A 13,367-nucleotide genomic window follows, 5' to 3' on the forward strand; every position below is an offset into this window, starting at 1 on the left:
GTAGAGGTATAATATGAATAAAGTAATTTTGATGGGACGCTTGACAAGAGATCCTGAGGTAAGATATTCACAGGGTGAGAATTCTACAGCGATCGCAAGATATACATTAGCTGTAGACCGCAGATTCAGACGTAACAACGACGGAGAGCAGACAGCTGACTTTATCGGATGCGTTGCTTTCGGAAGAAGTGCAGAATTTGCTGAGAAATATTTCCGTCAGGGACTGAAGGTTATCGTAACCGGACGTATTCAGACAGGAAGCTATACCAATAAAGAAGGTCAGAAAGTTTACACAACAGATGTTGTTGTAGAAGATCAGGAATTTGCTGAAAGCAAGGCAGTAAGCGACGCAAATGCAGGAAGTTTCCGTGTGGCAGCTCCATCACCGGCTCCGGCACCAGCCACACCAGTATCTGATGCAGGTGACGGCTTCATGAACATTCCGGATGGAATTGATGAGGAATTACCTTTTAATTAGGCAATAGTACCATGCTGTGGTACTTGCCGCATTTCATTTTGTTGAAAGGAGAAACCAAAATGGCTTACGATAAAGGAAATCGTCCAGAAGGCGGCTTCAAGAGAAGAGGCGGCGGACGCAGAAGAAAAAAAGTTTGCGTATTCTGTGGAAAAGAGAATAACGAGATCGATTACAAGGATACAGCAAAATTAAGAAAGTACATCTCTGAAAGAGGAAAAATTCTTCCTAGAAGAATTACTGGAAACTGCGCTAAGCACCAGAGAGCTCTTACAGTAGCAATCAAGAGAGCACGTCACATCGCTCTTATGCCATACGTACAGGATTAATATTGAATGTTGAAAACCGTCAGTGCATTGCACTGGCGGTTTTTTTTATGTATGGGTGCTTGATATTTCATAAAATAGCGAGTATACTATATAAAATATGTGCAAAATGCACAAGAATATATGGGAATACACTAGCATAAAGGAATGAAGAGATGAAAATTTTACTGGTAGATGATGAACGGGAAGAAAGAGAAGGGATTTCCTGGCTTATAAAGAAATATAAGTATCCATTAGAAATCGTGCAAGCAGCAAATGGAAAAGAGGCATTGCAATGTATTGAAAAGTACAAAATAGATATTTTGTTTACTGATGTAAAAATGCCTGTTATGAATGGCCTAGAATTGGCGAAAGAAGTGTATAAACGATGGCCGGAGATTAAAATTATTATTTATAGCGCCTATGGGGAATTTGATTATGCAAAACAGGCATTGGAAGCAAATGCCGTAAGTTATTTGTTGAAACCTATAGAGATTGAAGAATTTCAAAAGTTAATGGTTTCCGTCATACAAGCAATTAATGATGATAATAAAAAAGATGAGCTAAAACAAAATGCGGAAATTCAAAATCGTAAAAATCTATTTTATAAGATATTTAATAGAGCGCATATTGCTGCTGATGACAGAGAAAAAGTAAATCAGATACTTTTTGAACAAAGTAATACAGGATGTAAGTTGTTAGATGTTGAATTTGCAGAGAATTTTTTTGAAGAACACGAAGAGTTATTTACTCATTTTTTGAAAATGTATATGGGGAAAAATGTATTATATTTTAATATGTATCCGAATGAAGCATATCTGTTGGTTCAAGAAAAAAAGTATCTTACTGGAAACCAGTTGGAAGAGCAGGCAGAAAAACTATTGATGGATTTACATAAGGAAACTCATAGTGAAGCGGTAATGATTATTAGTGATTTGATAGATAATGATGCAAAATTAGAGGAACAACTGGTTAAAATCCATAAAATACAAAGTGAGATATTTGGTTATGACAATCAGATAATCAGGGTGAAATCATATTATAGTGAGACGGAATATTATGCTTCGGACGTAGAAAGTGCCGGTAAAAAATTGGAACAAGCTTTTGCCTCCATGGATTTGGAATTGATAAAAAAACAAAATGAATTATTGAAGAAAACGATTTTGTCATTAGATAAAGTCAGTAAATTATATTTGCAAAATATATTGTATTCTATCATAAAATCATTGTATGATAAATCTCCGAAAATAAAGATGGAAGAGGTACTGGCTTCATCAGAAAGAATGTTTCGTGCAAAAAATGCAAAGACAATGTTGGAGATTTATGGAGAATCTATAGATAAGATGCTGGATTCGTTAGCGGTAGAAAAGCAAGATGACTCAAGGATTATTCATAAAATTAAAAATCTGATAGAAAAAGATTATGCGAAAGATATAAGTTTGAATTATGTAGCTGAAAATGTTAATTTAACACCGGCATACGTTAGTTATATATTCAAAAAGGAAACCGGACAGACATTGGTAAAATATATAACGGACGTGAAGATGATGAAAGCTAAAGTTATGCTTGAAGAAGGAACATTAAAAATTGTTCAAATTGCTAAAGCGTGTGGTTATGAAAATCAATCTTATTTTAATAAACTGTTTAAAAATTATTATGGAATTACACCTAAGCAATTGAGAGAAAAAATATGAAAAAAATATGGAATTGGTATTACGGAAAGGCATCTATCAGAAAAAAATTAATTATCAGTTATCTGATATTGGTTATATTGCCAATTTTAGTACTTGGCATGTATTCTTATTATGTATCTAAAAAAAATCTGATAAGACAGACGAAGCATACAATGGAAAGCAATGTCGATGCAATTTCTTACAGTTTGCAAAATGATATTCAACGAGAAACTGACAATATTAAATATTTATCATATAATGCAAAGTTAAGAGGAAGTCTGGAAAATGGATTGAAAAACAGAAATGCGTTAGTAAAAGAAATGAACGATTCTGTAGAGCCCACATTTTGGTATTTTATAGCCAGTGATGATAAGATAAAGGGAATTGAAATCTATTCTCCATATGTGAAACAGTCATTGGGAAGTTTTTTGAAACCATTAGAAGGGAAAGAAAAGAGAAGTTGGTTCAGAAAAAACCAGAATAACTTTAAAACAGAGTGGAGTGTTAAAGATGACCGGATTTATGCGACACGAATGATTTTGGATTCGGCGACTTCGTCAACGGCAATTGGATATATGCGATTAGAAGTGTTTGCAGATGAATTTTTAGATGGACTTTTTCAATCAAGCTATTTGAATAATGGAATACTTTTAGTGGATGCAAATGGAAAGAAGATTACGGAAAGAACAATTAAAGATAGAGAAATAAATAAAAATATTTATCAACATATTGAAGAAAATCGGGAAGAAAGGATTTACGAAACTAAAAAATATATATTAGCCACATCTGAGAAAATGGATAATGGTTGGAAATTATATTATTATATTGATAAATCGGAAATTTCGGAGCAAATTCGAGAAATTATGGCAACGACAGTACTGGTAATGGGATTGTGCCTTGCGGTTGCGTTGATTATGATGAGTGTGATTTCTAAAATTTTAAGTACAAGAATTCTTCAACTAAAACATGGAGCGGAAGAGATTAGCAGGGGGAATTTTGAGCTAAAGATAGAGCAGGGGTATTCTGACGAAATAGGAGTTGTGGCAGAAAGCTTTCGCGAAATGTGTATGAAAATAAATCAAATGATGCAGGATATGTACCAGTTAGGATTGGAAAAGCGAAAAGAAGAATTGAAAGCATTGCAGGCGATGATGAATCCTCATTTTTTGTATAATTGTTTATCTAGCATTAAATGGAAGGCAATAAGATCAGATCAGGATGATATCGCAGAAATTACAGGTCTTCTTGCAACATTCTATCGGACAGCATTGAATGGCGGAAGACAGATTACGATTGTACAAAATGAATTGGAAAATATTAAAGCATACTTGCAAATTCAACTAAAATCACATGAAAACAATTTTGATGTAGAGTATCAGCTGGATGAAGCTGGGGGAGAGTGTCAGATGCCGAACTTTTTATTACAGCCAATTGTTGAGAATGCAATATGTCATGGAGCAGATTTGTGTGAATCCGAAAGAGGAAAAATAAAGATAGAGTATATATACGGTGAAGAATTTCTCGAATTTCATGTATATAATAATGGACCAAAGGTAGTTGGTGAAGAATTGGAAAGAATTTTAAATACTCCGGGAAAGGGATATGGGATTTATAATATCCGTGAAAGAATTCGAATGTATTATGATGAAGAGTGTGGCTTGTACAGTTCAACTACGGATGAGGGGATGGTTTGTTTCTCCATTAAAATCAGAAAAGAGATAGAGAATAAATAAAAAGTGGGAAGTCGGATAATGGCTTCCCGCTTTTTTTATAAAAACATTTCTTGAAAAAATGTTATAAATCAAAAAAATGTACAATTTTAATATATATGGTTAAAAACTATAATAAAAGCAAATAGAGGAGGACAAAAGATATGAAGAAAAAAATTGTAAGCGTTCTGTTATGTGCCACAATGGTAACAGGATTAGCAATGGGGTGTGGCAAAAGTTCTGATAGTAGTTCGGAAAAAACAAGTGATGGTAAAACCAAAATCCGAATGACATATTGGAATAATGAAGATACGGTGAAAACACTTCTGGATTATCTGGAAAAGGAAGTGCCGGATGTGAAAATTGAGTTCCAGTTTATTGACAATTCAAATTATGATACGGTTGTTGATACACAACTTTCAGCGGAAGAAGGACCGGACATTATTTGTGAATCACCTGCATCTGCATTGAAACATGCAAAATTAGGTTATTTGGAAAAAGTAAATGATCTTGGAAAGAAATATTCTGATGCAGGAACAAATGTATATAGTTATGATGGAGATGTATATGCATTACCTGGAATCAGCTGGTTTGAAGGAACATATTTTAATAAAGAATTATTCGAGCAGAACAATATCGAATTGCCAACAACCTTTGATGAATATTTGGACGTATGCAAAAAATTTGAAGATCTTGGAATTAAACCGTTAGCAGCAGGATTGAAATCATGGGAACCGATGTTAAAGAATTCGATGGCTTTTGTAACAGCAGAATATCTTTCAACAGATGAAGGAAAAGATTTCGGAGAAAAATACAGAAATGGAAAAACCACTTTAGAAGGCAACTGGAATAAGTATCTTGAAAAATGGTCAGAGATGATTACGGATGGAGTATACACGAAGGATATGGTAGGTATTGACCATGATCAGGCTCTTGAGGAATTTGCAACTGGAAAAGCTGCAATGTTCTGTTCCGGTCCATGGGATTTGGATACTATTAAAGACAAAAATCCGGATCTTAAGGTTGATATGATGCCATTCTATGGAACGAAAGCAAGTGATGGCTGGCTGATTGGAGGACCGGGATGTGGTTTTGCAGTAAACAAATCATCAAAAAATAAAGATGCAGCAATGAAAGTATTAAAAGCACTTTCAACAGAGGAAGGTCAGAAGGCGTTCTGGGAAGATAATCAGGGTGGTTCTTCTTATCTTGAAGGAGCTAAATTTGAATTACCGGAAGAATATGCAAGTGCATCAAAAGCGTTGGAAGCAGGTAATGTATATTGTCCATGGAATGAATGGGGAGATGCAGCAAGTGCACACGAAACATATGGAACAGAAATGCAGTCATATCTTCTCGGAGAACAGGATCTGGATACAACATTAAAGAATGTTGATTCTGCAGTAAAAGAATTACTTGAAAAATAAGATACAGTAGGAAGAATGAATAAGGTGCCTCTCGCGTCCAAAGTGGCGCAAGGCACCTTTTGACTTTTTAGGAGAATAAAAATGGTAAAAAAGAGAAAATTACGGGCTGGTGAGCTTGGGAAATATTTTGTTATTTTCATTTTACCAGCACTGATCATATATTTGTTATTTAGCATTACCCCGTTTTTGTATACGATTTATTATAGTTTTACAGACTACACAGACATGAATCCCATAAATCTTCATTTTGTGGGATTAAAGAATTATATAAAAGTATTGCAAACGCCGGTAATGTTGGCGGCTATTAAGAATTCCGTTATCTATGCAATTTTATTAACGGGCTTTCAAACACTACTCGGATTGCCGCTTGCCTTTGTATTAAATCAGAAATTAAAAAGCAGAAATTTGTTAAGAGCGGTATTTTTCTTCCCGGCAGTATTTAGTTCCCTGATTATAGGGTACTTATGGAATTTTATTATGTCGTCTTCGGATTTTGGATTAATTAATAATATTTTACATCAGCTGGGTCTGGGAACATTGAATTTCTTTACATCGAAAAATGCATTATATTCTGTAATTTTAACACAGATTTGGCAATGGACAGGATGGGCAATGGTTATTTTCCTTGCAAACTTACAGAGTATTTCACCAGATCTTTATGAGGCGGCAGAAATTGATGGAGCCAATGGACTAAAAAAATTTATGTATGTAACATTACCATTAATGTGTCCATCGGTAAAAATTGTAATTGTTACAGGATTGATTGGTGGAATGAAAGTATTTGATATTATTTATTCTATGACATCAGGTGGACCTGGAGATGCAACACAGACAGTTATGACAGTTATGATGAAAAAAGGAATATCAGAAGGATTTTACAGTACAGGTTCAGCTTTTGGTGTATGCTTCTTTATTATCGTTCTTGCAATCAGTGCAATAGTAACAAAATTAATGGGAAAATGGAGTGAGGCAATACAATGAGAAAAGAAAAAAGAAATCTTGCGATTACTGAAATTTTTATGATCCTGATTGCAGTAATCTGGTTTATACCAATTTATTATCTGATTGTTACAACTTTAAAAAGTTCGCAGGAGGCAACAGCAAATCCGCTTGGCTTGCCTAAAGTACTCAGGTTGGATAACTATGTGAATGCATGGGTCAATATGGAGTTCCCAAGAGCGTTTGGAAATACATTATTTATTACTGCAACAGCAGTTCTTTTGATTGTTATATTTGGATCTATGGCAGGATATGCATTGGCAAGAACAAAGTCCAAAATGGGAACCAGAGTTTTTCTTCTGTTCCTTGCAGGACTGATTGTTCCGTTTCAGATGAACATTGTTAGTTTGTATAAAATTGTAAAAGGCTTCGGTCTAATGAATACTTTGTGGTCTGTTATTCTGGTAGATGTAGCCATTAATACGCCGCAAGCTGTATTTTTGTTTAAAGAATTTATTGAATCGACAATTCCAAAAGAATTGGAAGAAGCTGCAGCAATTGATGGGTGTTCTGTTTTTAAAAGATTTTTCCTGATAGTACTGCCTTTATTAAAACCGGTTATTTCTACCGTTGTAATTATCGTAACATTAAATGTATGGAACGAATTTATGACACCACTTTTGTTTTTGCAGAGCAGAGAAAATGATGTCATTCTTCAAGAGGTAACAAGAAATATAGGACAGTTTGCCACAGATTGGACAGCATTATTCCCAATGTTGATGCTGGGAGTTGCACCACTTATGATTTTCTATGTGTTTATGCAGAAATATATTATTGCAGGGGTAGCAGCAGGCGCAGTAAAGGGGTAAAGAAAAGATTAAATATGAGAGTGAAGACGATGAATCTGGATATCAAAAAAGAGTGTAATAATGTAATGGTTATTGTGCCGCATCAGGACGATGAAATCTTGATGTCGGCAGGAGTAATCAGAGTATGTGAACAGAACAATGTTCCATATACGGTTGTGATGGTAACAAATGGTGATTATGGCTGCATAGATTACTCTAAAGGTTATGCAAGGCTGAAAGAAAGTCTGGCGGGATTGGAAACACTTGGAAGCAATAAAGAATCATTTGAAATTATGGGGTATGCAGATACTGGAATGCCGGAAAGGGAAAGCTTTTTGACACATCTGTATAATGAAAAAAATGAACAGAAAATCTATCCTTCATCTTGTGCACGAGAAACGTACGGGTTAGAGGATAAAGTCGAATTTCATATGAAAAAATATGGAAAACATGGAGACTATAATCGCATAACATTTGAAAAAGATTTAGAAATGTTGTTGGAGGAAAAGAAACCGGATGTTATTTTTACAACATCCGAATATGATATGCATGGAGATCATTCAGGATTGTATTACTTTGTATGCGAAGTTCTGGATATATTAAATAAAAAGAACGGATACGAACCGAAGGTATTTTGTGGATTGATTCATTCCTGTGCGGGGGATGATAACTGGCCTGAAAGAGATACAGCGGTATTTAGTTGTCCGCAGGGGTTGGAAGAAAACAGTAATTATAAATGGGAAGAACGAATGATACTGGAATTACCAGAAGAGATGAAAAAAGCCAGAGGGATTAATAATTTAAAATATCAGGCACTTTTGAAACATGAAACGGCTTTAGAACCAGATGCATATGAATTTTTAATGGCTTTTATTAAAGATGAAGAAATTTTCTGGAAGGTGCGTTAAGAAGAGTTCAATATAAGGAGAAATAAATGGATACAGATAAACGACCAATTTATCCGATTCAGGTATGGGATATTACAGAAACGGAATTTGATATAAAGAATAATTATCGGAACGAAACAACATTTGCCTTGTCTAATGGTTATATTGGAACAAGAGGAACTTTTGAGGAAGCCTATGATTTTGACATAGATACCGGATTAGAAGGCAATTTTGTGAATGGATTCTATGAAAGCGAAAAAATACGTTATGGAGAAGCTAATTTTGGTTCTCCACTTTTAAGTCAGTCTCTTTTAAATTTGCCGAATTTGAAAGAAACACACGTAATACTTGCTGACGAAAAATTTGACATGATGGACGGTACAGTGGAAGAGTATGAACGAGTGCTTCACATGAAAGAAGGGATTCTGGAAAGAAAACTTATTTGGACATCTCCGAAAGGGAAAAAAACAAGAATTCAGATTTTGCGATTGGTTTCATTTGCCAGAAAAAATATAATGTTAATTTCATATAGGGTAACACCATTAAACTATTCGGGAGAAATTCAATTTGTCTCAAAAATGCAGACAGATGTAGAAAATCACACAAGGAAAACCAATCCGATTGTTGATTATGGTCCTTTTGGACGTAGGCTGGATCCAGACAAAATGTGGGCAAAAAATAATAAAATGTATTATGAAGGCACAACAAAGGGAAGTCAATTGACAATGGCATGTGGAAGTTCTCATGTGTTATGGAAAAACAATGATTTAATAAAAGAGTTGTCCTGGCAAAAAGACATAAAAGAGATGATGGCAGAAATTTCGGTATCTGTGGAATGTGAACAGGGAACAACTGTAAAATTAGATAAATTTATTTGTTATTCAACTGCGCTTGATATGGGAAAAAATGAGTTGGAAACATTTGTGAATAAAGAATTAGAAGCGGCAGAAACGGATGGCGGTCTTTATCTGGAAAAATATCAGAAAGAATATATGGAAAGCTTTTGGAAAATAGCGGATGTAGAAATCAAGGGAAATGAAGCTGTACAACAAGGAATTCACTTTAATTTGTACCATATTATTCAAGCAGCAGGGAGAGACGGACATACAGGAATGGGAGCAAAAGGACTCTCTGGTGAAGGATATGAAGGACATTATTTCTGGGATACAGAGATGTATGTACTGCCGGTTTTGATATACACAGAACCGGAAGTTGCAAAGAAATTGCTTGATTACAGATATGGAACACTAGATCAGGCGCGAGAAAGAGCAAGAATATTAGGACATATGAAAGGTGCACTATATCCATGGCGTACCATTAATGGGGCAGAAGCTTCGACATATTATCCGTTGGGAACAGCACAGTATCATATCAATGCAGATATAGCGTATGCATTATCGCTCTACTTACAGGTTAGTGGAGATGTGGAGTATCTCAAAGAAAAAGGAGCAGAAATTTTAATAGAAACAGCAAGAGTGTGGGCTGATGTTGGAAGCTTTGCAGAATGTAAAGATGGAAGATACTGTATTTGTGATGTAACAGGACCAGATGAGTATAATGTGTTGGTGGACAATAACTTTTACACAAATCTCATGGCGCGTGAAAATTTGAGAGATGCTGTAGGAGCAGTGAGCTATTTGAATGAAAATGCACCGGAAGTATTATCTCGTTTGGAAGAAAAAATAGATTTTTCTATAGAAGAGATAGAAATGTGGAATCAGATTATTGAGAAGATGTATTTTCCGTATGATGAAAAACGTCAAATATATCCAATGGATGATGGATTTATGATGAGAAAACCATGGGATGAATCTAAGATACCGCCGGAAAAACGTGCATGGCTTTATGAAAATTATCATCCATTATTTATAATGCGCCATAGAATGTCAAAACAGGCAGATGCGATATTGGGAATGTATTTACATAGCAATTTATTTACGGAAGAAGAAATAAGAAGAAATTATGATTTTTATCAAGAAGTGACGTTACATCATTCTTCATTATCAACATGCATATTTGGAATAGTTGCTTGTGATATCGGATATTTGGATGAAGCTTATAAATATTTTTCCCAATCGGCAAGAATGGATTTGGATGACTATCATAATAATTTTTATGCAGGAATCCATGCAGCAAATATGGCAGGTACATGGCAGGCAATTGTGAATGGTTTTGCAGGAGTCCGATGTCAGGATTCAAAATTGCGTTTTAAACCTGTAATTCCGAAAGAATGGGAAGAATATAGATTCAGGATCAAACGAAAAGGAACGTTACTGGAAGTGACTGTATCAAAGCAGGAAGCAAGGTTTAAGATTATAGAAGGAGATAGAATCAATTTTTGGATTGGCGAAAAAAATATAACATTAAAATGCGAAGGAGATCAGTATGTTGAAAAAATATAAAGCTATATTTTTTGATTGGGATGGAACGGCTGTAATGTCGAGAAGAGCACCTGTAGATCAGGCAGTTGCAGCGATGCGCCCTCTGTTACAAAAAGGGATAAAATTAATCATTGTTAGCGGGACAACTATTGAAAATATCGCAGGCGGAAAAATTGAAAGTTATTTTGCAGAGGAAGAGTTGAAAAATCTTTATCTTGGATTGGGGCGAGGTGCGTACAATTATTCCTTTAAGGATGGAATACCATATATATTTAAAAATATGGTTCCGGACAAGGGTGAGATTTTAAAAATCCATCAGGTTTGTTTTGAAATTCATCAAACATTAAAAGAGAAATATGATTTTGATACGGACATAGTATTTAGCAGACCGAATTATTGTAAAATTGATCTTATGGTAGAAAATCAGAGAGGCGATAATTTGTTTATGCAAGAAGATGAACTTGGATGTTTGAGAGAGACTTTGAAAGAACATGGAATGGAAGATGGACTTAGTGGATTGATTCACCTTGCTAAACAAACAGGGAAAAAATACGGAATAGATGTTGCACCAACCTGTGATGCAAAATATCTTGAAGTGGGGGTTACGAGTAAAAGCGATAATGTTAATGTGATTTTAGAAAAAATATGTACTGAAAATAACATAAAGCCGGAGGAGTGTACATACTGGGGAGATGAGTATGTAGGAATCGAGAAAGATATATTTGGAAGCGACAGTTTTATGAAAACGGAAAAGAGTCAAAATGGCGATTTTTATGATGTATCTGAAGTTACAGGCGAAAGACCGAGTGGAGTACAAAAGATAGGAGGTGGAGTGGATAGATTTTTATGTTTTCTACATGAACAGAAATAAAAGAGGTAAAAGATATATCGGATAAGTGGACGGAAAAAGATTTATAGCTGTCACGATTGGTTTATTTTTTTGTACGTTTGTCTCTTTGATTTTATACAATCTTGTTTTTCTGCGGTATATTTGCTAGATTGAGATAGAAGCCATTAACTATGCAACAGGAGTCGGCATATGGAAGTTCGGTTGATAGAAAACAAAGAGTTATTAGAATCAGTAGAGCTGTTTAAAATCGAAAATCTGTTATGGGGAACAGAGAAGATTGCAAAAACTTATGGGTATATTGGATTCGTTCAGGGGGAAGGATTGTATATCAAACTTGTGTGTGAGGAGAAGGATCCTCTCCGGGTTTATAAAGAAGACCAGGATCCGGTTTACAAAGACAGTGCTATGGAGGCTTTTTTTCAATTTAAAGGAAATGATACGGCAGCAGATGATATTTATCTTAACTTCGAAATGAATGCAAATGGTGCACTTCTTGCATGCTATGGAAAGAATAAGATGAACCGGATACCATTTACGCCGGATCAGATACGGAAGATGAAATGTAGCGCAGAAATACGGGAAGAGCAATGGAATGTGAATCTTACGCTTCCGATAGAAATATTGGAACAGGTATACGGAAAATTGAATTTACAGGAAGGATCCGATTTTCGCTGCAATTTCTATAAAATTTGTGAAACAAAGGAATACGAACATTATGCAGCGTACAGATGCGTGGAAAGCGAACGGCCGAATTTTCATCTGCCGGAGTATTTTGAAAAAGCAGTGATTTTGAAAAGAAAGTAAAAAATACAATTGGGAGGTTGTACTTATGAAAATTTACAAAGCAAAAGATTACAAGGACATGAGCAGGAAAGCAGCGAATATCATCTCTGCACAGGTGATCATGAAACCAAACTGTGTACTGGGACTGGCAACAGGATCTACGCCAATCGGAACTTATGATCAGCTGGTTGAATGGTATAACAAGGGAGATCTGGATTTCTCAGAGGTTACGACAGTAAATCTGGATGAATACAAGGGATTGCCACGTACGAATGATCAAAGCTATTATTACTTTATGCATCAACATCTGTTTGACCGTGTGAATATTGATCCGGAAAGGACCAATGTTCCGAACGGAATGGAGCCGGATGCGGAAAAAGAATGTGGAAGATATGAAGAACTGATCCGTTCACTGGGCGGTGTGGATCTTCAGTTGCTCGGACTTGGACATAACGGACATATCGGTTTCAATGAGCCGGGAGAAGCATTTGAAAAGGAAACACATTGTGTAGATCTGACAGAGAGTACGATTGAGGCAAATAAGAGATTCTTCGCATCTGCCGACGATGTACCAAAACAGGCATATACGATGGGAATCAAGACAATCATGCAGGCAAAGAAGATACTGATAGTAGTGAATGGAGAAAACAAGGCAGATATCGTAGAGCGTTCTTTCTTCGGCCCGGTCACACCGGAAGTGCCGGCTTCTATTCTCCAGCTGCATAATGATGTGACGTTGGTTGGGGATGAGGCAGCGCTTGCTAAAATTGAGATTTAATTTATTAACTGGGGAAGCGGCCTCTCAGTCCTTGAAGGAAACAATAATCCTTATCTATTGTTTCCTTCAAGTCGTGACTGGTAGCGAATGTTAATAAATAAAATGCCCGGAAGTGTAACCCAGTGGAAGCCACTACGGTACACAATCTTGTCAAAAGCCTTGAAAATCCACTAATGACAGCTGATTACTGTAACCTTCCGCTGCCACAACCGTTACGCAATTTCCATTTCATTCGTAAGGCATTTGATACACACGGAATAAAACTTGGAAAGGCGTTCCAGTGAATGTGAAAGAGGCGTTGGTAATTCTTAA

The 13,367-nt window shown here is 35.7% G+C and carries 12 protein-coding genes; all 12 read left to right on the top strand.

What is annotated here, in order from left to right; genetic code table 11:
* Positions 1 to 13: 13 nt before the first annotated feature.
* The 12 genes from GT508_RS12655 to nagB all read left to right on the top strand — a co-directional run bounded on the left by GT508_RS12655 (position 14) and on the right by nagB (position 13,055).
* Positions 14 to 478 (top strand): single-stranded DNA-binding protein, encoded by a 465-nt coding sequence (locus GT508_RS12655; protein ID WP_161144377.1) that lies wholly within the window; start codon positions 14 to 16, stop codon positions 476 to 478.
* 59 nt (positions 479 to 537) lie between these two features.
* Positions 538 to 804, top strand: coding sequence for a 30S ribosomal protein S18 (gene rpsR, locus GT508_RS12660; RefSeq protein ID WP_006427702.1), 267 nt, complete (start codon positions 538 to 540; stop codon positions 802 to 804).
* Between the two features lie 152 nt (positions 805 to 956).
* Positions 957 to 2,474: a response regulator transcription factor gene (locus tag GT508_RS12665; protein WP_118225476.1), complete on the top strand. Its 1,518-nt coding sequence runs from the start codon at positions 957 to 959 to the stop codon at positions 2,472 to 2,474.
* Complete coding sequence (locus tag GT508_RS12670; RefSeq protein ID WP_161144378.1) at positions 2,471 to 4,186, top strand: sensor histidine kinase; 1,716 nt, start codon at positions 2,471 to 2,473, stop codon at positions 4,184 to 4,186. The genes GT508_RS12665 and GT508_RS12670 overlap by 4 nt, the downstream gene beginning before the upstream one ends.
* A gap of 140 nt (positions 4,187 to 4,326) precedes the next feature.
* On the top strand, positions 4,327 to 5,589 hold the full coding sequence (locus GT508_RS12675; RefSeq protein WP_118225474.1) for an ABC transporter substrate-binding protein: 1,263 nt from the start codon (positions 4,327 to 4,329) through the stop codon (positions 5,587 to 5,589).
* 81 nt (positions 5,590 to 5,670) lie between these two features.
* Positions 5,671 to 6,570: a carbohydrate ABC transporter permease gene (locus tag GT508_RS12680; RefSeq protein WP_192934743.1), complete on the top strand. Its 900-nt coding sequence runs from the start codon at positions 5,671 to 5,673 to the stop codon at positions 6,568 to 6,570.
* Entirely contained in the window at positions 6,567 to 7,397 is an 831-nt protein-coding gene (locus GT508_RS12685; RefSeq protein ID WP_055181984.1) for a carbohydrate ABC transporter permease, read from the top strand. The genes GT508_RS12680 and GT508_RS12685 overlap by 4 nt, the downstream gene beginning before the upstream one ends.
* A gap of 14 nt (positions 7,398 to 7,411) precedes the next feature.
* Positions 7,412 to 8,284, top strand: coding sequence for a PIG-L deacetylase family protein (locus GT508_RS12690; RefSeq protein ID WP_226851710.1), 873 nt, complete (start codon positions 7,412 to 7,414; stop codon positions 8,282 to 8,284).
* Positions 8,285 to 8,310: 26 nt separating this feature from the next.
* Positions 8,311 to 10,665 carry a glycoside hydrolase family 65 protein gene (locus tag GT508_RS12695; protein WP_118309316.1) on the top strand — a complete coding sequence of 785 codons (2,355 nt, stop codon included), beginning with the start codon at positions 8,311 to 8,313 and terminating at the stop codon, positions 10,663 to 10,665.
* Positions 10,649 to 11,515: an HAD family hydrolase gene (locus tag GT508_RS12700; protein ID WP_161144379.1), complete on the top strand. Its 867-nt coding sequence runs from the start codon at positions 10,649 to 10,651 to the stop codon at positions 11,513 to 11,515. The genes GT508_RS12695 and GT508_RS12700 overlap by 17 nt, the downstream gene beginning before the upstream one ends.
* Before the next feature lie 168 nt (positions 11,516 to 11,683).
* Entirely contained in the window at positions 11,684 to 12,298 is a 615-nt protein-coding gene (locus GT508_RS12705; RefSeq protein WP_161144380.1) for a carbohydrate-binding family 9-like protein, read from the top strand.
* A gap of 25 nt (positions 12,299 to 12,323) precedes the next feature.
* Positions 12,324 to 13,055 carry a glucosamine-6-phosphate deaminase gene (nagB, locus tag GT508_RS12710; RefSeq protein WP_161144381.1) on the top strand — a complete coding sequence of 244 codons (732 nt, stop codon included), beginning with the start codon at positions 12,324 to 12,326 and terminating at the stop codon, positions 13,053 to 13,055.
* The last annotated feature ends 312 nt before the right edge of the window (positions 13,056 to 13,367 follow it).

It is taken from the genome of Dorea sp. BIOML-A1 (assembly GCF_009875615.1).
Classification (GTDB): Bacteria; Bacillota; Clostridia; order Lachnospirales; family Lachnospiraceae; genus Dorea_A; species Dorea_A amylophila.

Bases quoted from the DNA above. Each gene is read 5' to 3' on its own strand.
- GT508_RS12655 (WP_161144377.1), top strand. From the start codon at position 14: ATGAATAAAGTAATTTTGATGGGACGCTTGACAAGAGATCCTGAGGTA.
- rpsR (WP_006427702.1), top strand. From the start codon at position 538: ATGGCTTACGATAAAGGAAATCGTCCAGAAGGCGGCTTCAAGAGAAGA.
- GT508_RS12665 (WP_118225476.1), top strand. From the start codon at position 957: ATGAAAATTTTACTGGTAGATGATGAACGGGAAGAAAGAGAAGGGATT.
- GT508_RS12670 (WP_161144378.1), top strand. From the start codon at position 2,471: ATGAAAAAAATATGGAATTGGTATTACGGAAAGGCATCTATCAGAAAA.
- GT508_RS12675 (WP_118225474.1), top strand. From the start codon at position 4,327: ATGAAGAAAAAAATTGTAAGCGTTCTGTTATGTGCCACAATGGTAACA.
- GT508_RS12680 (WP_192934743.1), top strand. From the start codon at position 5,671: ATGGTAAAAAAGAGAAAATTACGGGCTGGTGAGCTTGGGAAATATTTT.
- GT508_RS12685 (WP_055181984.1), top strand. From the start codon at position 6,567: ATGAGAAAAGAAAAAAGAAATCTTGCGATTACTGAAATTTTTATGATC.
- GT508_RS12690 (WP_226851710.1), top strand. From the start codon at position 7,412: ATGAGAGTGAAGACGATGAATCTGGATATCAAAAAAGAGTGTAATAAT.
- GT508_RS12695 (WP_118309316.1), top strand. From the start codon at position 8,311: ATGGATACAGATAAACGACCAATTTATCCGATTCAGGTATGGGATATT.
- GT508_RS12700 (WP_161144379.1), top strand. From the start codon at position 10,649: ATGTTGAAAAAATATAAAGCTATATTTTTTGATTGGGATGGAACGGCT.
- GT508_RS12705 (WP_161144380.1), top strand. From the start codon at position 11,684: ATGGAAGTTCGGTTGATAGAAAACAAAGAGTTATTAGAATCAGTAGAG.
- nagB (WP_161144381.1), top strand. From the start codon at position 12,324: ATGAAAATTTACAAAGCAAAAGATTACAAGGACATGAGCAGGAAAGCA.